The following is a 25,929-nucleotide window of genomic DNA, read 5'->3' on the forward strand; positions in this document are numbered from 1 at the left end:
CAGCCCGCAGGGGGACACCGGAAACGGTGTCCCCCTCTCCATGAGGACACCATGTACAAGATTCTCTTCACCCTGCTCTTCCGGCGGATGGACCCCGAGCAGGCCCACCACCTGGCCTTCCGCTGGATCCGTCTGGTCGCGCGCGTCCCCGTGCTGCGTACGTTCGTCGCCGCCGTGCTCGCTCCGCGCCACAAGGAACTGCGCACCGAGGCCCTCGGACTGCGCCTGCACAGCCCCTTCGGCCTCGCCGCCGGCTTCGACAAGAACGCCGTCGGCATCGACGGCCTGGCGATGCTCGGCTTCGACCACGTCGAGATCGGCACGGTGACCGGGGAACCGCAGCCCGGCAACCCCAGGAAGCGGCTGTTCCGCCTGGTCGCCGACCGGGCCCTGATCAACCGCATGGGCTTCAACAACGAGGGCTCGCTCGCCGTCGCCGCGCGCCTGGCCTCCCGTACGCCCGTCTTCAGGACGGTCGTCGGCGTCAACATCGGCAAGACCAAGGCCGTCCCCGAGGACGAGGCCGTCGCCGACTACGTGAGGTCCGCCGAGCGACTGGCGCCGTACGCCGACTACCTGGTCGTCAACGTCTCCTCCCCGAACACGCCCGGGCTGCGCGATCTGCAGGCCGTGGATCACCTGCGCCCGCTGCTCGCCGCCGTCCGCGAGGCCGCCGACCGTACGGTGCCCGCCCGCCGGGTGCCGCTGTTGGTGAAGATCGCCCCCGACCTCGCCGACGAGGACGTCGACGCGGTCGCCGACCTCGCCGTGGAACTCGGCCTGGACGGCATCATCGCCACCAACACCACCATCGCCCGCGAGGGCCTCGGCCTGACGTCCTCGCCCGCCCTCGTCCAGGAGACCGGCGGCCTCTCCGGCGCCCCCCTCAAGGCACGCTCCCTGGACGTGCTGCGCCGCCTCTACGCGCGCGTGGGCGACCGGATCACCCTGGTCGGCGTCGGCGGCATCGAGAACGCCGAGGACGCCTGGCAGCGCATCCTGGCCGGTGCCACGCTGGTCCAGGGGTACAGCGCGTTCATCTACGAAGGCCCCTTCTGGGGCCGTGCCATGCACAAGGGGCTCGCCGCGCGGCTGCGCACCAGCCCGTACGCCACGCTCGCCGACGCGGTGGGCGCCGACGTGAGGACGACGGTATGACCGGTCTGGAACCCTTCGGCGCGCGACTGCGCCGCGCGATGGACGAGCGCGGCCCGCTGTGCGTGGGCATCGACCCGCACGCCTCCCTGCTCGCCGAGTGGGGCCTGAACGACGATGTGACGGGCCTGGAGCGGTTCAGCCGCACCGTCGTCGAGGCGGTCGCCGACCGGGTGGCCGTGCTGAAGCCGCAGAGCGCCTTCTTCGAGCGCTTCGGCTCGCGCGGTGTCGCCGTCCTGGAGCGGACGGTCCAGGAGGCGCGGGCGGCCGGCGCGCTGGTCGTCATGGACGCCAAGCGCGGTGACATCGGCTCCACCATGGCCGCCTACGCCGAGTCCTTCCTGCACAAGGACGCACCCCTGTTCTCCGACGCGCTCACCGTCTCGCCGTACCTCGGCTACGGCTCGCTCAGCCCGGCCGTCGCGCTGGCCCGGGAGACCGGCACCGGGCTGTTCGTGCTGGCGCTGACGTCCAACCCGGAGGGCGGCGAGGTCCAGCACGCGATCCGTGCCGACGGGCGCACCGTCGGGGCGACCGTGCTCGGGCACCTGGCCGTCGAGAACGCCGGCGAGGAGCCGCTCGGGTCCTTCGGCGCGGTGGTCGGCGCGACGCTCGGCGACCTCTCCTCGTACGACCTGGACATGGGCGGGCCGATCCTCGCGCCCGGTATCGGCGCGCAGGGGGCCACGGCGGCCGATCTCCCGGCGGTCTTCGGCGGCGCGGTGCGCAACGTGGTGCCGAACGTCAGCCGGGGAGTGTTGCGCCACGGTCCCGACACGGTCGCTCTGCGTGACGCCGCGGAGCGGTTCGCGGAGGAGATCAGGGCCGCCGTGGCGCCGGCCTGAACCGCCCGACGAGGGAATCCGTGGTCGCCGGACTCTGGATACATCCTCAAATCCAGGGGATTATGTCTTAAATGTCCGGCCTGACGGAGGCTGACCAGGACTTTTCCGCAGTTCTCGCTGACTCCGGCGGAGTTGGCCGCTAGTCTCCGACGGAGAGTGAACGGGCGACGGTGTCGCTCGTGACTCCCCAGGTGTGGGGCGACTAGGTTCCTCACCGGTCCGTATCCGACAGTTCGACATCCGAGGTGACGTAGGCGTGGCTCTTCCGCCCCTTACCCCTGAACAGCGCGCAGCCGCGCTCGAAAAGGCCGCCGCGGCTCGCCGGGAGCGGGCCGAGGTCAAGAATCGACTCAAGCACTCCGGCGCCTCCCTTCACGAGGTCATCAAGCAGGGTCAGGAGAACGACGTCATCGGCAAGATGAAGGTCTCCGCCCTGCTGGAGTCCCTGCCGGGCGTGGGCAAGGTCCGCGCCAAGCAGATCATGGAGCGACTGGGCATCTCCGAGAGCCGCCGCGTGCGTGGTCTCGGGTCCAACCAGATCGCCTCCCTGGAGCGCGAGTTCGGCAGCACCGGTTCCTGAGTGCGGGACGGTCCGGGACCGGCGTCCCGGACCTCCCGTGATTGCTGGAATAATCGCTGCATGACTGAACGTCCGCGGCTGACCGTGCTCTCCGGCCCCTCCGGGGTCGGCAAGAGCACGGTCGTCGCCCATATGCGCAAGGAACACCCCGAGGTCTGGCTCTCGGTGTCGGCGACGACCCGGGCGCCCCGCCCCGGGGAGCAGCACGGAGTCCACTACTTCTTCGTCACCGACGAGGAGATGGACAAGCTGATCGCCAACGGCGAGCTGCTGGAGTGGGCCGAGTTCGCCGGCAACCGTTACGGCACTCCCCGCGCGGCGGTGCTGGAGCACCTGGAGGCGGGTGTGCCCGTGCTGCTGGAGATCGACCTCCAGGGCGCGCGGCAGGTCCGCGAGTCCATGGCCGAGGCCCAGTCGGTGTTCCTGGCCCCTCCCTCCTGGGAGGAGCTCGTGCGCAGGCTCACGGGCCGGGGCACCGAGTCGCCCGAGGTCATCGAGCGTCGGCTGGAGGCCGCGAAGACCGAACTGGCAGCCGAGCCGGAGTTCGACACCACCCTGGTCAACACCTCCGTCGAGGACGTGGCCCGCGAGCTGCTAGCCTTGATGAACGTCGTGTGATCGTGAGCAATCGTTCACCCATCGCGCCGACTGAATCTTTCCCATCCATCGGAAGGTAGAGCGTGTCCTCTTCCATCTCCGCGCCCGAGGGCATCATCAACCCGCCGATCGACGAGCTCCTCGAGGCCACGGACTCGAAGTACAGCCTCGTGATCTACGCGGCCAAGCGGGCCCGCCAGATCAACGCGTACTACTCGCAGCTCGGCGAGGGTCTGCTCGAGTACGTCGGTCCCCTCGTCGACACCCACGTCCACGAGAAGCCGCTCTCGATCGCCCTGCGCGAGATCAACGCGGGGCTGCTGACCTCCGAGGCCGTCGAAGGCCCCGCTCAGTAATCGGTCGGTAAGTCGTATCAGCTGATTCCAGCTGACTTTTCCACAGGCCCGGCAGCACGTTGCCGGGCCTGTGGTGTCTCATGGGGGTGGTCGCACATTTCCGAGGTCCGGGGAGAGACGGTGGACAAGCCGAAGGTCGTTCTGGGGGTCAGCGGCGGCATCGCCGCGTACAAGGCCTGTGAGCTGCTCAGGCGGCTGACGGAGTCGGGACACGACGTCCGGGTCGTCCCCACCGCCTCCGCGCTGCACTTCGTCGGCGCCGCCACCTGGTCCGCGCTCTCCGGCAACCCGGTCTCCACCGAGGTCTGGGACGACGTCCACGAGGTGCCCCACGTCCGCATCGGACAGCACGCCGACCTGGTGGTCGTCGCCCCCGCCACCGCCGACATGCTCGCCAAGGCGGCCCACGGCCTGGCCGACGACCTCCTCACCAACACCCTGCTCACCGCCCGCTGCCCGGTGGTCTTCGCCCCCGCCATGCACACCGAGATGTGGGAGCACCCGGCCACCCAGGAGAACGTGGCCACCCTGCGCCGCCGCGGCGCCGTCGTCATCGAACCGGCCGTCGGCCGCCTCACCGGCGTCGACACCGGCAAGGGCCGGCTGCCCGACCCGGGCGAGATCTTCGAGGTCTGCCGCCGGGTGCTGGCCCGCGGCGTCACCGAGCCCGACCTCAAGGGCCGGCATGTCGTCGTCAGCGCCGGAGGCACCCGCGAGCCCCTCGACCCCGTCCGCTTCCTCGGCAACCGTTCCTCCGGCAAGCAGGGCTACGCCCTCGCCCGCACCGCCGCCGCCCGCGGCGCCCGCGTCACACTGATCGCGGCCAACACCGCCCTGCCCGACCCGGCGGGCGTGGACCTCGTCCGGGTGGGGACCGCCGTGGAGCTGCGCGAGGCCGTCCTCGGCGCCGCCGCCGACGCGGACGCCGTGGTCATGGCCGCGGCCGTCGCCGACTTCCGGCCGGCCGCCTACGCCACCGGCAAGATCAAGAAGAAGGACGACCGGGAGCCCGAGCCCATCACCCTGGTACGGAATCCGGACATCCTCGCCGAGATCTCCGGCGACCGGACGCGCGCCGGGCAGGTGATCGTCGGCTTCGCAGCCGAGACCGACGACGTGCTCGCCAACGGCCGCGCCAAACTGAAGCGCAAGGGCTGCGATCTGCTGGTGGTGAATGAGGTGGGGGAGCGCAAGACCTTCGGCTCCGAGGAGAACGAGGCCGTGGTGCTGGGCACCGACGGCAGCGAGACCCCCGTCCCGCACGGCCCCAAGGAGGCCCTGGCCGAAACCGTATGGGACCTGGTGGCCGAACGCCTCGGATGAGTGATTCATTTCGTCGTCCGGTTCCCGAAACCTCGTCCTTCGGGGCGTGGCGCCTCTGGCCAACCTCGCTCGGCATGGGCAGAATGCCCGTGCCGCAGGTCACAGCGCTCTCGCGAGACGAGACGGGGGGACCCGTGGCGAAGCGCGACCGATAAACTGTTCCACGGACGGCGTCGGGTGCAGCCCCCGCCGTCCGCCAATGATCAGCCAGCAGCCGCTGCAACCCCAGGGAGCGTTGTGTCCCGTCGTCTGTTCACCTCGGAGTCCGTGACCGAGGGTCACCCCGACAAGATCGCTGACCAGATCAGCGACACCATTCTCGACGCACTCCTCCGTGAGGACCCGACCTCCCGGGTCGCCGTCGAGACCCTGATCACCACCGGCCTGGTGCACGTGGCCGGCGAGGTCACCACCAAGACGTACGCGGACATCGCGACGCTGGTGCGCAACAAGATCCTGGAGATCGGCTACGACTCCTCGAAGAAGGGCTTCGACGGCGCCTCCTGCGGCGTCTCGGTGTCCATCGGCGCGCAGTCCCCGGACATCGCGCAGGGCGTCGACGCCGCCTACGAGGCCCGCGTCGAGGGTGACGAGGACGAGCTGGACCGGCAGGGCGCCGGCGACCAGGGCCTGATGTTCGGCTACGCGACGGACGAGACGCCGACGCTGATGCCGCTGCCGGTCTTCCTCGCGCACCGCCTGTCCAAGCGCCTGTCCGACGTGCGCAAGAACGGGACCATCCCCTACCTGCGCCCGGACGGCAAGACCCAGGTCACCATCGAGTACGACGGCGACAAGGCGGTCCGTCTGGACACCGTGGTCGTCTCCTCGCAGCACGCCTCCGACATCGACCTGGAGTCGCTGCTCGCCCCCGACATCCGCGAGTTCGTCGTGGAGCCGGAGCTGAAGGCGCTCCTGGACGAGGGCATCAAGCTCGACACCGAGAACTACCGGCTGCTGGTGAACCCGACCGGCCGCTTCGAGATCGGCGGCCCGATGGGCGACGCCGGCCTCACCGGCCGCAAGATCATCATCGACACCTACGGCGGCATGGCCCGCCACGGCGGCGGTGCCTTCTCCGGCAAGGACCCGTCCAAGGTGGACCGCTCGGCGGCGTACGCGATGCGCTGGGTCGCCAAGAACGTGGTGGCGGCCGGCCTGGCCGCCCGCTGCGAGGTCCAGGTGGCGTACGCCATCGGCAAGGCGGAGCCGGTCGGCCTGTTCGTCGAGACCTTCGGCACCGCCACGATCGACACCGAGAAGATCGAGAAGGCCATCGACGAGGTCTTCGACCTCCGCCCGGCCGCGATCATCCGCGACCTCGACCTGCTGCGCCCGATCTACGCCCAGACCGCCGCCTACGGTCACTTCGGCCGTGAGCTGCCCGACTTCACCTGGGAGCGCACCGACCGCGTGGACGCCCTGCGCAAGGCGGCGGGGCTGTAGGTCCGGCCGTCCCGCGATTCTCCCCGAGGCCCGGCACCCCTTTTCGAGGGGCCGCCGGGCCTCGGCGCGTACGGAGCCGCTCCGCCGTGAACGCCCGCGCACGCCACGGGAGTGAGCCCTGCGCGGTGAGTGCGGCGACGTCACGGCCCGGTGCGAAGGGCACGCACACGTCCGGATGGCACCCCTCGCGGGTTCGCATCCTGCCACCGGTCCCGGACCGGTACGGCCGAGCGGACCGAGGCAGAAGCGCCCTCGGGCGTTCGTGATCCGTACCCGGCTCGGCCTCGGGCCGGCGTCGCTGTCAGTGGCGTTTGGTAAGAATGCAGGCGTGAGCAGCGAGAACGGACAGTCGGACGGCGGTGCGGAGGGCGCGCCGCCCGAGCAGCTCGCGCTCATCCGGGAGAGCGTGCGCAAGGCCAGGACGCCCCGGGCCAAACCGCGCACCTGGCGCGGCGCCGCGCTCGCCAAGGAGCTGCCCGTCGCCCGGGTCCTCGTCGACAAGGGTGTGCTCCACCTCGACCGCTACTTCGACTACGCCGTGCCCGAGGAGCTGGACGCCGACGCACAGCCGGGGGTGCGGGTGCGGGTGCGGTTCGGGGCCGGACGGCACCGGGTGCGCGAGGGGCGGCGCGAGGGCGGCGGACTGATCGACGGGTTCCTCGTCGAGCGGCTCGCCGAGTCCGACTACTCGGGGCCCCTGGCGGCACTGGCGCAGGTGGTCTCGCCCGAACCGGTGCTGGACGAGGAGCTGCTGGGCCTCGCCCGCGCGGTCGCCGACCGGTACGCGGGCAGCCTCGCCGATGTCCTCCAGCTCGCCGTGCCGCCGCGCAACGCCCGCGCCGAGCAGCGGCCCTCGCCCGACCCGCTGCCGCCGCCCCCGGCGCCCGTACCCGGCTCCTGGGAGCGGTACGAGCAGGGGCCCGCCTTCCTGGAGTCGCTGGCCTCGGGAGGCACCCCACGGGCCGTGTGGAACGCGCTGCCGGGGCCGCGCTGGAGCGAGGAACTGGCCCGGGCCGTCGCCGCGACCCTGGCCTCCGGGCGCGGCGCCCTGGTCGTCCTGCCGGACGGAAGGGCCGTGGCCCGCGCCGACGCGGCGCTCACCGAACTGCTGGGGGAGGGCCGGCACGCGGTCCTCACCGCCGATGCCGGACCGGAGAAGCGGTATGCGCGGTGGCTCGCCGTGCGGCGGGGATCCGTACGGGCCGTCATCGGGACGCGGGCGGCGATGTTCGCGCCGGTGCGGGACCTTGGACTCGTCGCCGTCTGGGACGACGGTGACGACAGCCACAGCGAGCCGCACGCCCCGCAGCCCCACGCCCGTGAGGTGCTGCTGCTGCGGGCGGCGCAGGACAGGTGCGGCTTCCTGCTGGGCAGCCGGCACTGCACCGTGGAGGCCGCCCAGCTCGTGGAGACCGGCTGGGCCCGGCCGCTGGTCGCCGGGAGGGAGCGGGTGCGGGCCGCCGCGCCGCTGGTGCGGACCGTGGGGGACGGGGATCTCGCGCGGGACGAGGCCGCCCGCGCGGCGCGGCTGCCGAGCCTCGCCTGGCAGGCCGCCAGGGAGGGGCTGCGGCACGGGCCGGTGCTCGTACAGGTGCCCCGCCGTGGATACGTGCCGCGGATGGCGTGCGCCGGCTGCCGGGCCCCCGCGCGGTGCCGGCACTGCTCCGGGCCGCTGCAGGCACAGGGGGCCGACGAGCTGCGGTGCGAGTGGTGCGGGCGCGAGGAGAGCGGCTGGCACTGCCCCGAGTGCGGCGGGTTCCGGCTGCGGGCCCAGGTGGTCGGGGCCCGGCGGACCGCCGAGGAGCTGGGCCGCGCCTTCCCCGCGGTCCCGGTGCGCACCTCCGGGCGCGAGCACGTGCTGGACACGGTGCCCGGGACACCCGCGCTGGTGGTGAGCACCCCCGGCGCGGAGCCGGTGGCCGAGGGCGGATACGCGGCGGCGCTGCTGCTGGACGGGTGGGCCATGCTGAGCCGGCCCGACCTGCGGGCCGGGGAGGACGCGTTGCGCCGCTGGATCGGCGCGGCGGCACTGGTCCGGCCGCAGTCCGAGGGCGGCACGGTGGTTGTGGTCGCCGAGCCGACCCTGCGGCCCGTGCAGGCGCTGGTCCGGTGGGACCCGGTCGGGCACGCGGTACGGGAACTGGCCGAGCGGGGCGAGCTGGGATTCCCGCCGGTGTCCCGGATGGCGGCGGTGTCGGGGCCCGGCGAGGCGGTGGCCGAGTTCCTCCGCGCGGTGGAGCTGCCCGCGCGGGCGGAGATCCTGGGCCCGGTGCCCCTGCCGGTCACCCCGGCGGGCCGCCCGCGCCGGCCGGGCGCGCCGCCCCCCGGCGAACACTGGGACCGGGCGCTGGTCCGGGTGCCTCCCGGCAACGGCGCCGCGCTGACCGCCGCGCTGAAGTCGGCCCAGGCGGCACGCATGGCCCGCGGCGGGAACATCCCCGTGTGGGTCCGCGTCGACCCTCCGGACATCGGCTGAGGACACCGGCGGAACCCCGCCGGGGTGTGCCGCGCCCTCCCGGGGGCGGGGCGTCCGGGAGGGCGGGGTGCGGTGCGGCGAGCGGGGGCTCAGCCGTTGCGGGGGGAGGGTAAGGCCGTCGAGCGCGGCTCGTCGCGGAGGGACGGACTGCCGGCCGTGGGCTGGGTCGGCATGGAGTGGGCCGCGGGGCCCGTCGGTACCGTGGCGACGCCGGCGACCGTGTTCACCGCGCGCGTGCCCGGCGCCTCCGCGGCGGCCTCGCCGGCCGCCGGCGCCTGGGCGGCGGCACGGCGGGCGCCGTAGCGGCGGTGGACCGCCTGCTTGGTGACCCCGAGCGCCGAGCCCACGGCGTCCCACGAGAAGCCCAGGGAACGGTCGAAGTCCACGGCCGCCGTGACCAGGGTCTCGACACTGTCCCGCAGCTCCTGGGCGAGACGGACCGTGGGGGCGGGGGCGCGTCCGTAGACGACGAAGCCCGTGGAGGGCCCGGAGCGGCGCGGGCGGTAGACGTTGCCCAACTGGGCGGTGAGCGTGCGCAACGCGTCCACCTGCCGGCGGACCCGCTCGATGTCCCGCACCAGCAAGTGCAGGCTGGCCCGAGCCTGGGCGTCGTGGGTTGCGTGGTCGGCCATGAACAAGCCTCTCGAACCGGCGTGAAAGGAATCGAGCCCGTGTCGGGGCCCGTGGTCAACTCTTCGCTGACCAACGCGGGAGCGCTCCGCGGGTCACGGGGTGGGGGCGTGGCGGCATATGCGTACGCCCCCGGTGGAGGTGTGCGCCTCGGCCTCCGGCATCGGCGGGGCTCCCGTCCGCGCACCCCCCGTTTCCGGTGGGCCGAGAGGCGGACGTTTTCCGTGGGGCCGCGTCGCCGTCGGCGGCTTTCCCTTCGTACGTCCCCGTGACGCGCGCCCCATAGACTGGTGCGCTGCCGTGTCCGTCCCCGCCCGAGAGGCCCCAAGCACCCCATGAAGCTCGTCTTCGCCGGTACCCCCGAGGTCGCCGTTCCCGCACTGGACGCTCTTCTCGCCTCCGGGCGGCACGAGGTGGCCGCCGTCGTCACGCGGCCCGACGCGCCCGCCGGGCGGGGGCGCAGGCTGGTCGCCTCCCCCGTCGCCGAGCGGGCGGAGGAGGCCGGGATCGAGGTGCTGAAGCCGGTGAAGCCCGGGGACCCCGAGTTCCTGGAGCGGCTCGAGGAGATCGCGCCGGACTGCTGCCCCGTCGTCGCCTACGGCGCCCTCCTGCCCAGGGCCGCCCTCGACATCCCCGCCCGGGGCTGGGTCAACCTGCACTTCTCGCTGCTGCCCGCCTGGCGCGGCGCCGCACCCGTGCAGCACGCCGTCATGGCCGGCGACGAGATCACCGGCGCCGCCACCTTCCTCATCGAGGAGGGCCTCGACTCCGGCCCCGTCTACGGCACCATCACGGAGGAGATCCGCCCCACCGACACCAGCGGCGACCTGCTCACCCGGCTCGCCTTCGCCGGCGCCGGGCTGCTCGCCGCCACCATGGACGGCATCGAGGACGGCACCCTGAAGGCCGTACCGCAGCCCGCCGACGGTGTCAGCCTCGCCCCCAAGGTCACCGTCGAGGACGCCCGCGTCGACTGGAACACCCCGGCGCTGCGCGTCGACCGGGTGGTGCGCGGCTGCACCCCCGCGCCCGGCGCCTGGACCACCTTCCGGGGCGAGCGGCTGAAGATCGTCCAGGCCGCCCCCGTGCCGGACCTGACCGACCTCGCGCCCGGGCAGCTGTCCGCCGGCAAGAACAACGTGTACGTGGGCACCGGCTCGTACGCCGTGGAGCTGCTGTGGGTGCAGCCCCAGGGCAAGAAGCCGATGCGGGCGGCGGACTGGGCACGCGGGGTGCGGATCGCCGCCGGGGAGACCGTCGGCGCCTGACGCCCCCGGATCTCCACGACGTAGGCTGGAGAGCGCACTTCACCCCACATCCGGAGCACCTTTTTCGTGAGCGACCAGCCCCGTCGGCCCCGCAGGCCCGCCAAGCCCTACCGCCGGCCCCAGAAGGACCCCGTCCGCATCCTCGCCTTCGAGGCCCTGCGGGCCGTCGACGAGCGGGACGCGTACGCCAACCTCGTCCTGCCCCCGCTGCTGCGCAAGGCGCGCGAGAACGGCGACTTCGACGCGCGCGACGCGGCGCTGGCCACCGAGCTGGTGTACGGCACGCTGCGCCGCCAGGGGACGTACGACGCGGTCGTCGCCGCCTGTGTCGACCGGCCGCTGCGCGAGGTGGACCCGCCGGTGCTGGACGTGCTGAACCTCGGCGCGCACCAGTTGCTGGGCACGCGCATCCCGACGCACGCCGCCGTGTCCGCCACGGTCGAACTGGCCCGGGTGGTGCTCGGCGACGGTCGCGCCAAGTTCGTCAACGCCGTGCTGCGCAAGATCGCTCAGGACGACCTCGACGGCTGGCTGGAGCGGGTCGCGCCGCCCTACGACGAGGACCCCGAGGACCACCTCGCCGTCGTGCACTCGCACCCCCGCTGGGTCGTCTCCGCGCTGTGGGACTCCCTCGGCGGCGGCCGGGCCGGCATCGAGGAGCTGTTGCGGGCCGACAACGAGCGGCCCGAGGTGACCCTGGTCGCCCGTCCCGGGCGGGCGACCACCACCGAACTGCTCGACGAGGAGGCCGCCGTCGTCGGCCGCTGGTCGCCGTACGCGGTGCGGCTCACCGAGGGCGGGGAGCCGGGCGCCGTCCCGGCGGTCGCCCAGGGCCGGGCCGGCGTGCAGGACGAGGGCAGCCAGCTCGTCGCGCTCGCGCTCGCCGACGCGCCCCTTGAGGGGCCCGACCGGATGTGGCTGGACGGGTGCGCCGGACCGGGCGGGAAGGCCGCGCTGCTGGGCGCGCTCGCCGCCGAGCGGGGTGCGGTGCTGCTGGCCTCCGAGAAGCAGCCGCACCGGGCCGGTCTGGTGGCGAAGGCGCTCGCCGGGAACCCGGGGCCGTACCAGGTCGTCGCCGCCGACGGGACGCGTCCGCCGTGGCGGCCCGGCAGCTTCGACCGGGTGCTGGTCGACGTGCCGTGCACCGGCCTCGGCGCCCTGCGCCGCCGCCCCGAGGCGCGCTGGCGCCGCCGCCCGGAGGACCTGGACGGCTTCGCCCCCCTCCAGCGCGGGCTGCTGCGCACCGCCCTGGAGTCCGTACGGGTCGGCGGTGTCGTCGGCTACGCCACCTGCTCCCCGCACCTGGCCGAGACCCGGGCCGTGGTCGCCGACCTCCTCAAGCAGTTCCCGGACACCGACCTGATCGACGCCCGGCCGCTGCTGCCCGGCGTACCGGATCTCGGCGAGGGCCCCGACGTACAGCTGTGGCCGCATCTGCACGGCACCGACGCGATGTACCTGGCCCTCATCCGACGCACCGGCTGACGCCCGCCTCCCGGCCGCCACGCCTGCGGGCCCACGTCCGGGAACAGGGGACAGGGACGTCGCCGGCACCGACCGCACGACGAAGGCGTCCAGGAGGGCGCCCGGGACGGCCGCGGCGCCGGTCGCGGCGACCGGGCCGGGGCACCGGGCGGGGTTCGTCCCGGCGGTCGGTGGGATCGGGCGAGTTCGTCCCGGCGGCCGGCGGCACCGGCACGCCCGGTACGGCGGTCGCGCCGGGGGCGAGCACGGCCGGCCCGCGCGGGACCGGTGCGGGCAACGCCCGCGGGACATGGCACGCTTGGTGCATGGCCCCGCAGATCAGTCCCAGCATCCTGTCCGCCGACTTCGCCCGCCTCGCCGACGAGGCGAAGGCGGTGGCCGACGCCGACTGGCTCCACGTCGACGTCATGGACAACCACTTCGTCCCGAACCTCACGCTCGGCGTGCCGGTCGTGGAGTCGCTCGCCCGTGCGACGGACACCCCGCTGGACTGCCATCTGATGATCGAGGCCCCCGACCGATGGGCGCCCCAGTACGTGGAGGCGGGGGCCGGTTCGGTCACCTTCCACGTGGAGGCGGCCACCGCGCCCGTGCGGCTCGCCCGGGAGATCCGCGCCAAGGGCGCCCGTGCCTCCATGGCGCTGAGGCCGGCGACCCCCATCGAGCCGTACGAGGATCTGCTCCCCGAGCTCGACATGCTGCTGATCATGACGGTCGAGCCCGGCTTCGGCGGGCAGGCGTTCCTCGACATCATGCTTCCGAAGATCCGCCGTACCCGCGAGCTGATCCGCAAGCACGGTCTGGAGCTCTGGCTCCAGGTCGACGGCGGGGTCTCGGCGTCCACCATCGAGCGGTGCGCCGACGCCGGCGCCGACGTCTTCGTCGCGGGTTCCGCCGTGTACGGGGCGGCGGACCCGGCCGAGGCGGTACGTGCACTGCGCAACCAGGCCGAGGCCGCGACGGCCAAGGCGTCGTGGGCATGCGACCACTGAGCGTCAGGAACATGAACGGCGCCCGGGAGGGCTGATCGACCGCGCCGGATCTGCAAGGATGAACGGCGAATCCAGAGTGTGAACAGCAGTGAGGAGATCGCCGTGTCGGGTATGTCGGCGGGCCGGTCAGCCATGCGGATGGGACCCGCTGAGCTGGTGCAGGCGGCGGCCATGGCCCGCCGCTTCTACCTCGAGGGCAAATCCAAGATCCAGATCGCCGAGGAGTTCGGCGTCAGCCGCTTCAAGGTGGCCCGGGTCCTGGAGACCGCCCTCGAACGGGATCTCGTACGGATCGAGATCCGCGTGCCGGCCGAGCTGGACGCGGAGCGCTCCGACGCGCTCCGCGCCCGGTACGGCCTGAGGCACGCCGTCGTGGTCGAGTCCCCGGCCGAGGCCGCGGAGACGCCCGACCCCGAGAACCTGGGAGAGGTGGCCGCCGACCTGCTCGGCGAGCTGGTCAACGAAGGAGATGTGCTGGGCCTGGCCTGGGGCCGCTCCACCATTCACATGGCGGCGGCCCTGGACCGGCTGCCGCCCTGCACGGTCGTGCAGCTCACGGGTGTGTACGACGCCGGGACCGCCGAGCGCGGCTCGGTGGAGGCCGTGCGGCGCGCCGCGCAGGTGTCGGGCGGCGACGCCCACCCCATCTACGCGCCGATGCTGCTGCCGGACGCGGCCACCGCCCAGGCGCTGCGCCACCAGACCGGCATCGCGCGGGCCTTCGAGTACTTCGACAAGGTCACCGTCGCCTGCGTCTCCATCGGCTCCTGGGAGCCGGGCATCTCCACGGTGCACGACATGCTCAGCGACGAGGAGCGGGCGCACTACGCCTCCCTCGGGGTCGCCGCGGAGATGTCCGCGCACCTCTTCGACGCGGAGGGGCGCCGGGTCGGCCGGGACCTGGGGGAGCGGTGCATCACGGTCAAGACCGACCAGCTGCGCCGGGTGCCCGAGGTCGTCGCGATCGCGGGCGGACAGCGCAAGGGGCCCGCGATCGACGCCGTACTGCGCTCCGGTCTGGTCACCAGCCTGGTGACGGACACGTCGGCCGCGGACTACCTGATGACGGCGGGGCCCACCCCGCGGTCCGCCCTCAACCGCGCGGACCCGGACGGCGCCTGACGACGGGTGAGGCGGGGCGGGCCCGGCGGCACCGGCCGCACGGTGCCGCGCGACAGGCACTGCTCCCGTGTCCCGCCCGCTGCCCGCTCGCTCCGCCGGCCGGCCGCTCGTCCGCCGGTGACGACGGGCCGGCGCCCGCGTGGGCCGGCGGCACGGGCACCGTCCGGGCGGCCGGCCGGCCCGCCCGCCGAGGGGTGCCGCACCCCGGAGCTCATCGACGCGGGCGTCCCGTACGACCGGGACGGCGCCGTCTCCGGCGACTTCGGGGGCTCGCGGCCCCGGTACGGACGCGGTTGCTCCCACCGACTGGTTCGGCCGCGACCGGGACGCCCCGCCGACTCCCTCTCCGATCGCACCGTCCGGCCCGGGGGAGCCGTGGAGCGGGCGCCGCTGATCGTCGTACGCGGCCGGCGGGCGTACGCGGCGGCCGCGTCCCGCGGAGCGGGCGGCCGTGCGGGACGCGTCCGCCGGAGCGGCGTACCGAACGCCGTCGCCCACCGTGCCCCGGCCCTTGGAGGATCCTCCGAGCAGGGCTCTGACCAGCCTGGACGATCTGCCCGGGGCGGGGGTTCCGGTCGCCATGGGACAATGAAGTACGTGCTCTTCCCCCTGGCTGACCTGTCCGGGGGCCACCTCTGATCGACTGGGATGTGCAGCACGTGCGTTTCCTCAACGACATCCAGCCCGCGTACGACCTGACGTACGACGACGTCTTCATGGTGCCCAGCCGCTCCGCGGTCGGCTCGCGGCAGAGCGTGGACCTCAGCTCGCCGGACGGCACCGGCACCACCATCCCGCTGGTCGTCGCGAACATGACCGCCATCGCGGGCCGCCGCATGGCCGAGACGGTGGCCCGGCGCGGCGGACTCGTCGTCATCCCGCAGGACATCCCGATCGAGGTCGTCACCGAGGTCGTCTCCTGGGTCAAGGGCCGCCACCTCGTCCTGGACACCCCGATCGTGCTGGCCCCGCACCAGACCGTCGCCGACGCGCTCGCCCTGCTGCCCAAGCGCGCGCACAACGCCGGTGTCGTCGTCGACGAGGACCACAAGCCGGTCGGCGTGGTCACCGACACCGACCTGTCCGGCGTGGACCGCTTCACCCAGCTCGAAGAGGTCATGTCCAAGGACCTGATCCTCATCGACGCGGACACGGACCCGCGCGAGGCCTTCAACACCCTCGACGGAGCCAACCGGCGCTACGCCCCCGCCGTGGACAAGGACGGCCGCCTGGCGGGCATCCTGACCCGCAAGGGCGCCCTGCGCGCCACCCTGTACACCCCGGCCACCGACGAGCGGGGCAGGCTCCGCATAGCCGCCGCCGTCGGCATCAACGGCGACGTGGCCGGCAAGGCCCGGCAACTGCTGGACGCCGGCGTCGACACGCTCGTCATCGACACCGCGCACGGGCACCAGGAGTCGATGATCGGCGCGCTGAAGCTGGTCCGCGACCTCGACCCGCGGGTGCCGATCGTCGCCGGCAACGTCGTCGCCGCCGCGGGCGTCCGCGACCTGATCGAGGCCGGCGCCGACATCGTCAAGGTCGGCGTGGGCCCCGGCGCCATGTGCACCACCCGCATGATGACCGGCGTCGGCCGGCCGCAGTTCTCCGCCGTCCTGGAGTGCGCCGCCGAGGCGAGGAAGTACGGCAAGCACGTGTGGGCCGACGGCGGTGTCCGCCACCCGCGCGACGTGGCGATGGCGCTCGCCGCCGGCGCGTCCAACGTGATGATCGGCTCCTGGTTCGCCGGGACCTACGAGTCCCCGGGCGACCTCCAGCACGACGCGGACGGCCGCCCCTACAAGGAGTCCTTCGGCATGGCCTCCGCGCGCGCCGTGCGCAACCGCACCTCCGAGGAGTCGGCGTACGACCGCGCCCGCAAGGCGCTGTTCGAGGAGGGCATCTCCACCTCCCGCATGTTCCTCGATCCCACCCGGCCCGGTGTCGAGGACCTGATCGACTCGATCATCGCGGGCGTCCGCTCCTCCTGCACCTACGCCGGGGCCGGATCGCTCGAGGAGTTCGCCGAGAAGGCCGTCGTCGGCGTCCAGAGCGCCGCCGGCTACGCCGAGGGAAAGCCGCTGCACGCCAGCTGGAGCTGACGGCCCCTCACCCCCGCCGACCCCGCCCCGGGACCGGCGGGGGCCGGTGCGCAACGGTCGAAAGCCCCCGCGCAACGAACATCCGCGTCCCCGTCGGCAACGCAATGATCTTGCGGGGGTGCGCAAGGTTGCTGCATTTCAGGAGCAACGAAGAACCTCGTAGGGTTACGCGCTGTACGTGTGTGGCGGGGACTCCGCTCGACGGGTCCCGGCTGTCGCGGGACGCCGTCGGTCCCCTGCCGCGGAAGACCGGCAGCGACAAAGGAGTCAGCGCGTGCTCGACCAAGGCGCACCCCCGCACAACGGCCGCCCCGCCGCCCCGCCGTCCCCTGGCCCCGTCGCGCGCCTGATGCGCCGCAAGCCCGTGGAACACCTGGTCGCGGAGGGTGGCCAGGGTGAGGGCGGCTCCCTGCGGCGGTCCCTCGGGCTGTGGCAGCTGACCATGATCAGCATCGGTGCCACCCTCGGCACCGGCATCTTCGTCGTCCTCGGCGAGGCCGTCCCCAAGGCCGGCCCGGCCGTCACGCTCTCCTTCGTCATCGCCGGTCTGACGGCCCTCTTCTCCGCCCTCTCCTACGCCGAACTGGCGGGCACCATCCCGGTCTCCGGCTCCTCCTACTCGTATGCGTACGCAACGATGGGCGAGCTGGTCGCCTGGGTCTGCGGCTGGTGCCTCATGCTGGAGTACGGGGTCTCGGTCGCCGCCGTCGCCGTCGGCTGGGGCGAGTACCTCAACGAACTCCTCGACGGCACCATCGGCGTCACCATCCCGGCCGCGCTCTCCGCCCCGCCCGGCGACGGCGGCGTCTTCAACCTGCCCGCGCTGATCGTCGTCCTGCTCGCCATGGCGTTCCTGATGGGCGGCGCCCGCGAGTCCGCCCGCGCCAACACGATCATGGTCGTCGTGAAGATCGGCGCGCTGGTGCTGTTCTGCGCCATCGGCGTCCAGGGCTTCCGCTCCGGCAACTACGAGAACTTCATGCCGCTCGGCATGGCCGGCGTCAGCGCCGCCGGGGCGACGCTCTTCTTCTCGTACATCGGCTTCGACGCCGCCTCCACCGCCGGCGAAGAGGCGAAGAACGCCCAGCGCGACCTGCCCCGCGCGATCCTGCTGTCGCTCGCCATCATCACCGCGCTGTACGTCCTGGTCGCCGCCGTCGCCGTGGGCGCCAAGCCCTGGCGGCAGTTCACCGACTCCGAGGCCACGCTCGCCCAGATCATGCGCGAGGTCACCGGCCAGAGCTTCTGGGGCACCCTGCTGGCGTTCTGCGCCGTCATCGCCATCGCGAGCGTCGTCCTGACCGTGCTCTACGGCCAGACCCGCATCCTGTTCGCCATGGCCCGGGACGGACTGGTGCCCAAGGTGTTCGGCAAGGTCAGCCCGAAGACCGGCACCCCCCGCGCCAACACCCTGATCGTCTCCCTCTTCTGCGGCGTGCTGGCCGCCGCGATCCCGCTCGGCCAGCTCGCCGACGCCACCAGCATCGGCACCCTGTTCGCCTTCGCGCTGGTCAACGTCGCCGTCGTGGTGCTGCGCCGGACGCGTCCGGAGATGCCCCGTACCTTCCGCGTGCCGCTGTCCCCGCTCATGCCGGCCCTCGGCTTCGTGTTCTGCCTGTGGATGATGGGCAGCCTGTCCACGATCACCTGGGTGGTCTTCGGTGTCTGGATGGCCGCCGGGCTCGTGTTCTACTTCCTGTACGGCCACCGCCGCTCCCGGCTCGCCGCCCCCGCCGCACCAGAAGCGAAGTGAACCACCCGCAGTGCTGAACGATCTCGACGAACGCATCGTGCACGCCCTCGCCGAGGACGCCCGCCGCTCCTACGCGGACATCGGCCAGCTCGTCGGCCTGTCCGCGCCCGCCGTGAAACGGCGCGTGGACCGGCTGCGCGCCACCGGGGCCATCACCGGGTTCACCGTACGGGTGGACCCGGCCGCCCTCGGCTGGGAGACGGAGGGGTTCGTCGAGATCTACTGCCGCAGCAACACCTCCCCGGAGACCATCCGGCGGGGCCTGGAGCGCTACCAGGAGGTCGTGGCCGCCTCCACCGTGACCGGTGACGCGGACGCGGTCGCCCAGGTCTTCGCCTCCGACATGCGCCATTTCGAGCGGGTCCTGGAACGCATCGCGGGGGAACCGTTCGTCGAGCGGACGAAGTCCGTGCTGGTGCTGTCCCCGCTGCTGCGCCGGTTCTCGTCGGGATCGCCCGCGTAGGGAGGCCCGTTCCGGCGTACGCTGACTCCATGCGGAGTCAGGATGATTCCGGATATATGCGGACCGTCTCCCCGGCTGATCCGTGCTTCCCCGTGTTCGTCGACTCCACCGGCAGGCGCGCGCGGATGCTCCGGCGCACCGGATACGGCGTGGCCGGGCTGGCGGCCGCGTACCTGATGGTGCTGGTACTGAGCCTCATGGGGGCGACCCCGTTCGCCCCGGGCGTCCTGCTGCCGCCCCTGCCCGGAGAGGCCACGGCCCCGTCGGCGCCGGACCGGGAAGGGGAACCGGACGACGGACCCCGGCCGCCCGGCGGTGTGCCCGACCCGGGGCGGAGCGACTTCGGCGGCGCCGGCACGGCGGTGGGCCCGGGCTCCCCGCCGGTTCCCCTGTTCACACCGCCCGGCGGTCCGCTCCTCGCCCCCGCGGCCCCGCTCGTCCCCGGTGGACCGGTGCCCCCGGTCCCGGCCGAACCGGTTTCCCCCACGACCGGCGTTCCTCCGGCACCGCAGGAGCCCGACGCCCCCGTCCCCGCTCCCGACGATCCGTCCGCACCCGGTCCCGGCACCGGAAGCGAGCCCGCCCCTGAACCGCCCCCGGACGGTCCGCCCCCGGGGACGGACGAGCCGCCCGCTTCGGAGCCCCCGCCGAAGACGCCCCCGCCCACCCCGCCCCCCGGTCCGTCCGAGCCGCCGCAGGCACCCTCCGACGCCCCGGACGGTGACGCGCCCGTGACCGGGACCCCCTGATGCGCCGCCGGCCGGTCCGTCCCCCGCCGGTGACACCCGGGCCGCGGCGGACCCGGGCGCCCCTGCCGTCCCGGCACCGCTTCCGCGTCGTCGTCCCACTCGTCCTGCTGGCCTTCGTCGTCTCGGTGCTCCTGGTCGAGGGATACACGACCCGGGGCTTCCCCGGGGACCAGGAGGGACGCGCCGGGAAACCGGCCACCGGCGTCCCCCGGGAGGTCACCGGCGGCGGCCCGGTCGTCGACACCACCCAGGACCCCCCGCGCACCTACCGGGCACCGGACAGAACGGTGGTCCTGACCTTCGACGACGGTCCCGACCCCGTCTGGACACCCCGGATCCGGGCCGTTCTCGACCGCCACGGCGCGCCCGGCACCTTCTTCGTCACCGGCCGGCAGGCCGTGCGCCACCCCGGAATCCTGCGGGATCTGATCCGCTCCGGTCACGAGATCGGGGTGCACACCTTCTCCCACCGGGACCTGGCCACCCTGTCCGCCGCCGAGACCGACCGCGAGCTGGCGCTGACCCAGCTCGCCCTCGCCGGAGCCGGGGGCGTCAACAGCTCGCTGCTGCGGATGCCCTACTCCTCGACCACCACGGCCCTGGACGGACCGGCCTGGTCCGTCGCCCGGCACCTGGGCGGGAAGGGCTACGTGCTGGCGTTCGTCGACCGGGACACCAGGGACTGGCGACGGCCGGGCGTGCGGGCGATCGCCGACGCGGCCACACCGGACGTGCCGGGCCGGGGAGCGGTCGTCCTCCTGCACGACTCGGGCGGGGACCGGTCGCAGACCGTCCGGGCGCTGGACATCCTGATCCCCCGGCTCCAGGCCCAGGGCTACCGCTTCACCACGATCGCCGGCCTCGTCGGCACCGACGGTCTCACCAGCCCCGTCGACACGGGAACCCTGTGGAAGGGCCGGGTGTTCGTGGCCGCCGTGGCCGTGTCCGACACGGCGGTGTCGGTCGTGGGCGTGCTGCTGCTGGTCGCCGGGGCGCTCGTCCTCGCACGGTGCGCGCTGATGCTGGTCCTCGCCCACCATCACGTCCACCGGCGCCCGCCCCCCGGCGCCGGCCGGCCCGTCACCCGGCCCGTCAGCGTCGTCGTCCCCGCGTACAACGAGAGACTGTGCATCGCCAAGACGCTCCGCTCGCTCGCCGCGAGCGATCACCCCGTGGAGATCATCGTCGTGGACGACGGTTCCGACGACGGCACCGCCGACGTCGCCGAGTCACTCGGCCTCCCGGGGACCACGGTGCTCCGCCGGCCGAACGGCGGAAAGGCGTCGGCCCTCGACGCCGGCGTCCGGCGGGCCTCCCACGACCTCGTCGTCATGCTCGACGCCGACACGGTCTTCGCCCCCTCGACCGTCCACCGCCTCGTCCAGCCGTTCGCCGACCCGGCCGTCGGCGCCACCGCAGGCAACGCCAAGGTGGGCAACCGCCGGGGCCTGCTGGGCCGTTGGCAGCACATCGAGTACGTGATGGGCTTCAACCTGGACCGCCGCACCTACGACCTGCTGCACTGCATGCCGACCGTCCCCGGCGCCGTCGGGGCCTTTCGCGTCACGGCCCTGCGGGACGCCGGGATGATGAGCGGCGACACCCTCGCCGAGGACACCGACATCACCATGGCCCTGCACCGGGCCGGGTGGGAGGTCCGCTACACCGAGGACGCGCTCGCCTGGACCGAGGCGCCGGCCACCCTGCGGCAACTGTGGCGCCAGCGCTACCGATGGAGCTACGGCACCCTGCAGGCCGCGTGGAAGCACCGGCACGCGCTGGTCGAGCGCGGCCACGCGGGACACTTCGGCCGCCTCGGGCTGCCCCTGCTGGCCGTCTTCCAGATCCTCACCCCGCTCCTCGCCCCGCTGATCGACCTGCTGACCGTCTACGGCCTGGTCTTCGGGAACCCGCTCCGCACGATGCTGGCGTGGACCGGTGTGCTGGCCGTGCAGACCCTCTGCGCGGCCTACGCCTTCCGCCTCGACGGTGAGAGCCTCCGGCCGCTGTGGACGCTCCCGCTGCAGCAGATCGTCTACCGCCAGCTCATGTACCTGGTGCTCGTCCAGGCCTGCCTCACCGCGGCCAACGGGTACCGGCTGCCCTGGCAACGCCTCAAGCGCAGCGGCGACGTCGTGCTGCCGCCCCGGCTCCCCGCCCGGGAGCGGTGAGCCGGGGCGGGGAAACACCGGGCGGGACCCCTCACGGCCGGTCTAGCATGAGGGTCATGACCTGGCGACATTGATCCACCGGCCGCGCCTCCCGAGGGCCGCCTCGGCCGCCGTACGTCCTCCACGTCCGGTGTCCGAACCGCCCCTACGGGAAGGCCTCATGACTCTCACGCCCACGCGTGCCACCGACGTCCGCGTGCGACGGCTGACGACCACGCTGTACGGCTACGCGTTCCTCGAAGACTTCGTCCTGCTCTACCCGGTGTACGCGCTGCTGTTCAGCGACACCGGCCTGTCCGTCGGGCAGATCTCCTCCCTGTTCGCCCTCTGGTCGGTGACCGGTGTGCTGCTGGAGGTCCCCTCCGGTGTCTGGGCCGACGCCGTCTCGCGCCGGCTGCTGCTGTGGCTCGGCCCGCTGCTCACCGCCGCCGGCTTCGCCCTGTGGGTGCTCGTCCCGTCGTACGGCGCCTTCGCCCTCGGCTTCGTGCTGTGGGGCGCCGGCGGGGCGCTCGGCTCCGGTGCGCTGGAGGCGCTGGTCTACGACGAGCTGGAACGGCTCGACGCGGCCGGCCGCTACGCCCGGATCATGGGCCGGGCCCGTGCGGCCGGGCTGGTCGCGGTGATGGCGGCGATGGGGCTCGCCGGCCCCGTGCTCACCCGGGGCGGCCACACCGCCGTCGGGGCCGCCAGTGTGCTGGTGTGCCTGCTGGCGGCGGCCACGGCGCTCCGGTTCCCCGAGCACCGCTCGCCGAAGACCGGGCACGGGAGCCGGACGGCGACCCTGCGCGCCGGGCTCGCCGGGGCCCGCGCCGACCGGTCGGTACGCGGGGCGCTGCTGCTCGTCCCGGCCGTCGGCGCGGTATGGGGCGCCCTCGACGAGTACACGCCCCTGCTGGTGCGGGAGACCGGGGCCGCCGACGGGACCGTCCCCTACCTGCTCCTGCTGATCTGGGCCGGCGCCACCGCCGGAAGCCTGCTGGCCGGTGAGGGCGAGCGGCTCGGCACGGCCGGACTCGCCGCGCTGCTGGCCGGCTCCGGTCTCGCCCTGGCCGCCGGCGCGGCCGACGGCACCCCCTGGGGGCTGGGGCTCGTCGCCCTCGCCTTCGGCGGCTTCCAGGCGGCGACGGTGCTGGCCGACGCCCGTCTCCAGCGGCGCATCGAGGACACCGGCCGGGCCACCCTCACCTCGGTGGCGGGCCTGGGCACGGAACTGGCGACGGTGGCGGTCTACGGCGGCTACGCGCTGATCGCCTCGGGCGGCGCCCACAGCACCGCTTTCGCGGTGTTCGCGGTGCCCTACCTGGCGACGGCGGCCATGCTGTTCACCGGGGCCGTCAGGGCACGCCGCGAGTGAGGACCCGCCGTAGCGCTCACGGTGGGTGGGTCGGGGGTGTCCGTCCTCGGACCGGCGCGGATCACGTCACTTGGAGGGGGTGCGGGGCGCGGACACGCCGGCCACTGCGGGCGACCACCCCCGCCCCGTCCCCTTCCCGCCGCAGGCGGCTGCGCCCACCCACCGCGGGCAGTCGTGACGCCGCCCCGCCGTTCCCGCGGGCAGTCGTGCCGCTGGGGCGGCACGGGTGGGCGCGACGGCACCCCGCAAGCGCCGGGCCGCGCAACCCCACCCCCGGCCCACACAACATGGGGCACCCATACGGCACCGGGTCACGCACCCCACACGGCACCCGGCCACGCGAACCCACCGCCCATCGCGGAAGCGACAAGCGCCGCACAACGAATCGCCGCCACCCCCACCCCGCACGCAACAAACCCCTCACCGACGCGCAACGGCTCCGCCTTGTCCCCCCGAGCCGCCCGCCCGTACCGTCTATCCGACCCCCCGAAACCCCCGCGTACCGGTGAGGAACACGCATGCGCACCGCCCTGCTCCAGAGCTCCGGCCGCCCCGGATCCGTCGCCGAGAACCTCAAGGTCCTCGACGAGGCGGCCGCCCGTGCCGCCGCCGCGGGCGCCGGGCTGCTCGTCACCTCGGAGCTGTTCCTCACGGGGTACGCGATCGGTGACGACCTCGGCCGGCTCGCCGAGCCCGCCGACGGCGACGCGGCAGACGCGATCGCGGAGACCGCCACCCGGCACGGCCTCGCGATCGCCTACGGCTACCCCGAGCGGGACGGCGAGCGCGTCTTCAACTCCGTACAGCTGATCTCCGCCGTCGGCACCCGTCTCGCGAACTACCGCAAGACCCACCTCTACGGCTGCTTCGAGCGGGACCACTTCACCCCGGGAGAGCGAACCGTCGTGCAGGCCGAGCTCGACGGCCTCACCATCGGCCTGATGATCTGCTACGACGTCGAGTTCCCGGAGAACGTGCGCGCCCACGCGCTGGCCGGCACCGACCTCCTCCTGGTGCCCACGGCACAGTTGCACCCGTTCCAGTTCGTCGCCGAGTCCGTCGTACCGGTGCGGGCGTTCGAGAACCAGATGTACATCGCGTACGTCAACAGGGTCGGCCGGGAGGGCGAGTTCGAGTTCGTGGGCCTGTCCACGCTCGCCGCCCCCGACGGAGTCGCCCGCACCCGGGCCGGCCGCACCGAGGAACTCGTCGTCGCCGACGCCGACCCCGTCCTCCTCGCCGCGTCCCGTGAGAACAACCCGTATCTGACCGACCGCCGCCCCGGCCTGTACGGGTCCCTCGTCTGAGCCCCCGCCCCCACCTCCGCTTCACCTGTGCAAGGAGTCCGTACCCCATGACGTCCACCGTGCCCAACGCGATCGAGCACGCCGACGAGCAGCAGCCGCCGATCACCATGTTCGGCCCGGACTTCCCGTACGCGTACGACGACTTCCTCGCCCACCCGGCGGGCCTCGGACAGATACCGGCGACCGAGCACGGCACCGAGGTCGCCGTCATCGGCGGCGGCCTGTCCGGCATCGTCGCCGCGTACGAGCTGATGAAGATGGGCCTCAAGCCGGTCGTGTACGAGGCGGACCGGATCGGCGGCCGGCTGCGCACCGTCGGCTTCGACGGGTGCGACGACTCCCTGACCGCCGAGATGGGCGCGATGCGTTTCCCGCCGTCCTCCACGGCGCTCCAGCACTACATCGACCTGGTCGGACTGCAGACCCGTCCCTTCCCCAATCCCCTCGCCGAGGCGACACCGTCCACCGTCGTCGACCTCAAGGGCGAGTCGCACTACGCCGAGACCCTCGACGACCTGCCCCAGGTCTACCGGGACGTCGCCGACGCCTGGGGCAGGTGCCTCGAAGAGGGCGCCGACTTCTCCGACATGAACCGCGCCCTGCGCGAGCGCGACGTCCCCCGCATCCGGGAGATCTGGGCGAAGCTGGTCGAGAAGCTCGACAACCAGACCTTCTACGGTTTCCTCTGCGACTCCGAGGCCTTCAAGTCCTTCCGCCACCGCGAGATCTTCGGCCAGGTCGGCTTCGGCACCGGCGGCTGGGACACCGACTTCCCCAACTCCATCCTGGAGATCCTCCGTGTCGTCTACACCGAGGCCGACGACCACCACCGCGGCATCGTCGGCGGCTCCCAGCAGCTGCCCCTGCGCCTGTGGGAGCGCGAGCCGGAGAAGATCGTCCACTGGCCGTACGGCACCTCGCTGAAGTCCCTGCACCAGGACGGCGAGCCCCGCCCGGCGGTCACCCGGCTCAACCGCACCGCCGGCAACCGGATCACGGTGACGGACGCCGACGGGGACATCCGTACCTACCGGGCGGCGATCTTCACCGCCCAGTCCTGGATGCTGCTCTCGAAGATCGCCTGCGACGACTCGCTCTTCCCGATCGACCACTGGACCGCCATCGAGCGCACCCACTACATGGAGAGCTCCAAGCTCTTCGTGCCGGTGGACCGGCCGTTCTGGCTGGACAAGGACGAGGAGACCGGCCGGGACGTCATGTCGATGACGCTCACCGACCGCATGACGCGCGGCACGTACCTCCTCGACGACGGCCCGGACAAGCCCGCCGTCATCTGCCTCTCCTACACCTGGTGCGACGACAGCCTGAAGTGGCTGCCGCTGTCCGCGAACGAGCGGATGGAGGTCATGCTGAAGTCGCTCGGCGAGATCTACCCGAAGGCCGACATCCGGAAGCACATCATCGGCAACCCGGTGACCGTCTCCTGGGAGAACGAGCCCTACTTCATGGGCGCGTTCAAGGCCAACCTGCCCGGCCACTACCGTTACCAGCGCCGCCTGTTCACCCACTTCATGCAGGAGGCGCTGCCGGAGGACAAGCGGGGCATCTTCCTCGCCGGCGACGACATCTCCTGGACGGCCGGCTGGGCGGAGGGCGCCGTCCAGACCGCTCTGAACGCGGTCTGGGGCGTCATGCACCACTTCGGCGGCGAGACCGACCCGACCAACCCGGGCCCCGGCGACCTCTACGACGAGATCGCCCCGGTGGAGCTCCCCGAGGACTGAGCCCGCCTCC

General features: G+C 73.2%; 21 protein-coding genes. 20 read left to right on the forward strand and 1 reads right to left on the reverse strand.

Going from position 1 to position 25,929, the window contains the following annotated elements:
* Window positions 1-51: 51 nt before the first annotated feature.
* The 8 genes from ACF1DX_RS22065 to ACF1DX_RS22100 all read left to right on the forward strand — a co-directional run bounded on the left by ACF1DX_RS22065 (window position 52) and on the right by ACF1DX_RS22100 (window position 8,778).
* Window positions 52-1,158 carry a quinone-dependent dihydroorotate dehydrogenase gene (locus ACF1DX_RS22065; RefSeq protein WP_391792832.1) on the forward strand — a complete coding sequence of 369 codons (1,107 nt, stop codon included), beginning with the start codon at window positions 52-54 and terminating at the stop codon, window positions 1,156-1,158.
* Window positions 1,155-2,000, forward strand: coding sequence for an orotidine-5'-phosphate decarboxylase (gene pyrF, locus ACF1DX_RS22070; RefSeq protein ID WP_391792833.1), 846 nt, complete (start codon window positions 1,155-1,157; stop codon window positions 1,998-2,000). The genes ACF1DX_RS22065 and pyrF overlap by 4 nt, the downstream gene beginning before the upstream one ends.
* 256 nt (window positions 2,001-2,256) lie before the next feature.
* On the forward strand, window positions 2,257-2,580 hold the full coding sequence (locus ACF1DX_RS22075; protein ID WP_003977346.1) for an integration host factor: 324 nt from the start codon (window positions 2,257-2,259) through the stop codon (window positions 2,578-2,580).
* A gap of 60 nt (window positions 2,581-2,640) precedes the next feature.
* Window positions 2,641-3,198 carry a guanylate kinase gene (gene gmk, locus ACF1DX_RS22080; protein WP_030867773.1) on the forward strand — a complete coding sequence of 186 codons (558 nt, stop codon included), beginning with the start codon at window positions 2,641-2,643 and terminating at the stop codon, window positions 3,196-3,198.
* Window positions 3,199-3,260: 62 nt separating this feature from the next.
* Window positions 3,261-3,533, forward strand: coding sequence for a DNA-directed RNA polymerase subunit omega (rpoZ, locus tag ACF1DX_RS22085; protein WP_003988945.1), 273 nt, complete (start codon window positions 3,261-3,263; stop codon window positions 3,531-3,533).
* A 120-nt stretch (window positions 3,534-3,653) separates the two neighbouring features.
* Window positions 3,654-4,856 (forward strand): bifunctional phosphopantothenoylcysteine decarboxylase/phosphopantothenate--cysteine ligase CoaBC, encoded by a 1,203-nt coding sequence (gene coaBC, locus ACF1DX_RS22090; RefSeq protein ID WP_391792834.1) that lies wholly within the window; start codon window positions 3,654-3,656, stop codon window positions 4,854-4,856.
* 237 nt (window positions 4,857-5,093) lie between these two features.
* On the forward strand, window positions 5,094-6,302 hold the full coding sequence (gene metK / locus ACF1DX_RS22095) for a methionine adenosyltransferase (RefSeq protein ID WP_030867780.1): 1,209 nt from the start codon (window positions 5,094-5,096) through the stop codon (window positions 6,300-6,302).
* Between the two features lie 328 nt (window positions 6,303-6,630).
* Window positions 6,631-8,778 (forward strand): primosomal protein N', encoded by a 2,148-nt coding sequence (locus ACF1DX_RS22100; protein WP_391792835.1) that lies wholly within the window; start codon window positions 6,631-6,633, stop codon window positions 8,776-8,778.
* An 89-nt stretch (window positions 8,779-8,867) separates the two neighbouring features.
* Here the strand turns inward: ACF1DX_RS22100 and ACF1DX_RS22105 are convergent, their stop codons facing one another.
* A complete protein-coding gene (locus ACF1DX_RS22105; RefSeq protein ID WP_391792836.1) occupies window positions 8,868-9,410 on the reverse strand; it encodes a hypothetical protein in 543 nt (180 codons plus the stop codon).
* A gap of 333 nt (window positions 9,411-9,743) precedes the next feature.
* Here ACF1DX_RS22105 and fmt point away from each other — a divergent pair, with 333 nt between their 5' ends.
* The 12 genes from fmt (at window position 9,744) to ACF1DX_RS22165 (ending at window position 25,919) form a co-directional block, all read left to right on the forward strand.
* On the forward strand, window positions 9,744-10,676 hold the full coding sequence (gene fmt, locus ACF1DX_RS22110; protein ID WP_391792837.1) for a methionyl-tRNA formyltransferase: 933 nt from the start codon (window positions 9,744-9,746) through the stop codon (window positions 10,674-10,676).
* A 66-nt stretch (window positions 10,677-10,742) separates the two neighbouring features.
* Window positions 10,743-12,161, forward strand: a complete 1,419-nt coding sequence (locus ACF1DX_RS22115) for an RsmB/NOP family class I SAM-dependent RNA methyltransferase (protein WP_391792838.1) — start codon at window positions 10,743-10,745, stop codon at window positions 12,159-12,161.
* Window positions 12,162-12,466: 305 nt separating this feature from the next.
* Window positions 12,467-13,153 carry a ribulose-phosphate 3-epimerase gene (gene rpe / locus ACF1DX_RS22120; RefSeq protein WP_391792839.1) on the forward strand — a complete coding sequence of 229 codons (687 nt, stop codon included), beginning with the start codon at window positions 12,467-12,469 and terminating at the stop codon, window positions 13,151-13,153.
* 78 nt (window positions 13,154-13,231) lie between these two features.
* Window positions 13,232-14,275 carry a sugar-binding transcriptional regulator gene (locus tag ACF1DX_RS22125; protein WP_391792840.1) on the forward strand — a complete coding sequence of 348 codons (1,044 nt, stop codon included), beginning with the start codon at window positions 13,232-13,234 and terminating at the stop codon, window positions 14,273-14,275.
* Between the two features lie 659 nt (window positions 14,276-14,934).
* Window positions 14,935-16,377 carry a GuaB1 family IMP dehydrogenase-related protein gene (locus ACF1DX_RS22130; protein WP_391792916.1) on the forward strand — a complete coding sequence of 481 codons (1,443 nt, stop codon included), beginning with the start codon at window positions 14,935-14,937 and terminating at the stop codon, window positions 16,375-16,377.
* Between the two features lie 274 nt (window positions 16,378-16,651).
* The gene (locus tag ACF1DX_RS22135; protein WP_391792841.1) at window positions 16,652-18,130 is read left to right on the forward strand and encodes an amino acid permease; all 1,479 of its coding nucleotides are present in this window, start codon (window positions 16,652-16,654) and stop codon (window positions 18,128-18,130) included.
* 10 nt (window positions 18,131-18,140) lie between these two features.
* The gene (locus ACF1DX_RS22140; protein ID WP_391792842.1) at window positions 18,141-18,593 is read left to right on the forward strand and encodes an Lrp/AsnC family transcriptional regulator; all 453 of its coding nucleotides are present in this window, start codon (window positions 18,141-18,143) and stop codon (window positions 18,591-18,593) included.
* Window positions 18,594-18,622: 29 nt separating this feature from the next.
* Window positions 18,623-19,342 carry a hypothetical protein gene (locus ACF1DX_RS22145; protein ID WP_391792843.1) on the forward strand — a complete coding sequence of 240 codons (720 nt, stop codon included), beginning with the start codon at window positions 18,623-18,625 and terminating at the stop codon, window positions 19,340-19,342.
* Window positions 19,342-21,513 carry a bifunctional polysaccharide deacetylase/glycosyltransferase family 2 protein gene (locus ACF1DX_RS22150; RefSeq protein WP_391792844.1) on the forward strand — a complete coding sequence of 724 codons (2,172 nt, stop codon included), beginning with the start codon at window positions 19,342-19,344 and terminating at the stop codon, window positions 21,511-21,513. Before ACF1DX_RS22145 ends, ACF1DX_RS22150 begins: the two co-directional genes overlap by 1 nt.
* A 160-nt stretch (window positions 21,514-21,673) precedes the next feature.
* Window positions 21,674-22,867 carry an MFS transporter gene (locus ACF1DX_RS22155; protein ID WP_391792845.1) on the forward strand — a complete coding sequence of 398 codons (1,194 nt, stop codon included), beginning with the start codon at window positions 21,674-21,676 and terminating at the stop codon, window positions 22,865-22,867.
* Window positions 22,868-23,385: 518 nt separating this feature from the next.
* A complete protein-coding gene (locus tag ACF1DX_RS22160; RefSeq protein WP_391792846.1) occupies window positions 23,386-24,174 on the forward strand; it encodes a carbon-nitrogen hydrolase family protein in 789 nt (262 codons plus the stop codon).
* A gap of 47 nt (window positions 24,175-24,221) precedes the next feature.
* Window positions 24,222-25,919, forward strand: a complete 1,698-nt coding sequence (locus ACF1DX_RS22165; RefSeq protein WP_391792847.1) for a flavin monoamine oxidase family protein — start codon at window positions 24,222-24,224, stop codon at window positions 25,917-25,919.
* The last annotated feature ends 10 nt before the right edge of the window (window positions 25,920-25,929 follow it).

The organism is Streptomyces sp. NPDC014676, from assembly GCF_043084105.1.
GTDB lineage: Bacteria > Actinomycetota > Actinomycetes > Streptomycetales > Streptomycetaceae > Streptomyces.

Bases quoted from the DNA above. Each gene is read 5' to 3' on its own strand.
- ACF1DX_RS22065 (WP_391792832.1), top strand. From the start codon at position 52: ATGTACAAGATTCTCTTCACCCTGCTCTTCCGGCGGATGGACCCCGAG.
- pyrF (WP_391792833.1), top strand. From the start codon at position 1,155: ATGACCGGTCTGGAACCCTTCGGCGCGCGACTGCGCCGCGCGATGGAC.
- gmk (WP_030867773.1), top strand. From the start codon at position 2,641: ATGACTGAACGTCCGCGGCTGACCGTGCTCTCCGGCCCCTCCGGGGTC.
- ACF1DX_RS22105 (WP_391792836.1), bottom strand. From the start codon at position 9,410: ATGGCCGACCACGCAACCCACGACGCCCAGGCTCGGGCCAGCCTGCAC.
- fmt (WP_391792837.1), top strand. From the start codon at position 9,744: ATGAAGCTCGTCTTCGCCGGTACCCCCGAGGTCGCCGTTCCCGCACTG.
- rpe (WP_391792839.1), top strand. From the start codon at position 12,467: ATGGCCCCGCAGATCAGTCCCAGCATCCTGTCCGCCGACTTCGCCCGC.
- ACF1DX_RS22145 (WP_391792843.1), top strand. From the start codon at position 18,623: ATGCGGAGTCAGGATGATTCCGGATATATGCGGACCGTCTCCCCGGCT.
- ACF1DX_RS22150 (WP_391792844.1), top strand. From the start codon at position 19,342: ATGCGCCGCCGGCCGGTCCGTCCCCCGCCGGTGACACCCGGGCCGCGG.
- ACF1DX_RS22155 (WP_391792845.1), top strand. From the start codon at position 21,674: ATGACTCTCACGCCCACGCGTGCCACCGACGTCCGCGTGCGACGGCTG.
- ACF1DX_RS22160 (WP_391792846.1), top strand. From the start codon at position 23,386: ATGCGCACCGCCCTGCTCCAGAGCTCCGGCCGCCCCGGATCCGTCGCC.
- ACF1DX_RS22165 (WP_391792847.1), top strand. From the start codon at position 24,222: ATGACGTCCACCGTGCCCAACGCGATCGAGCACGCCGACGAGCAGCAG.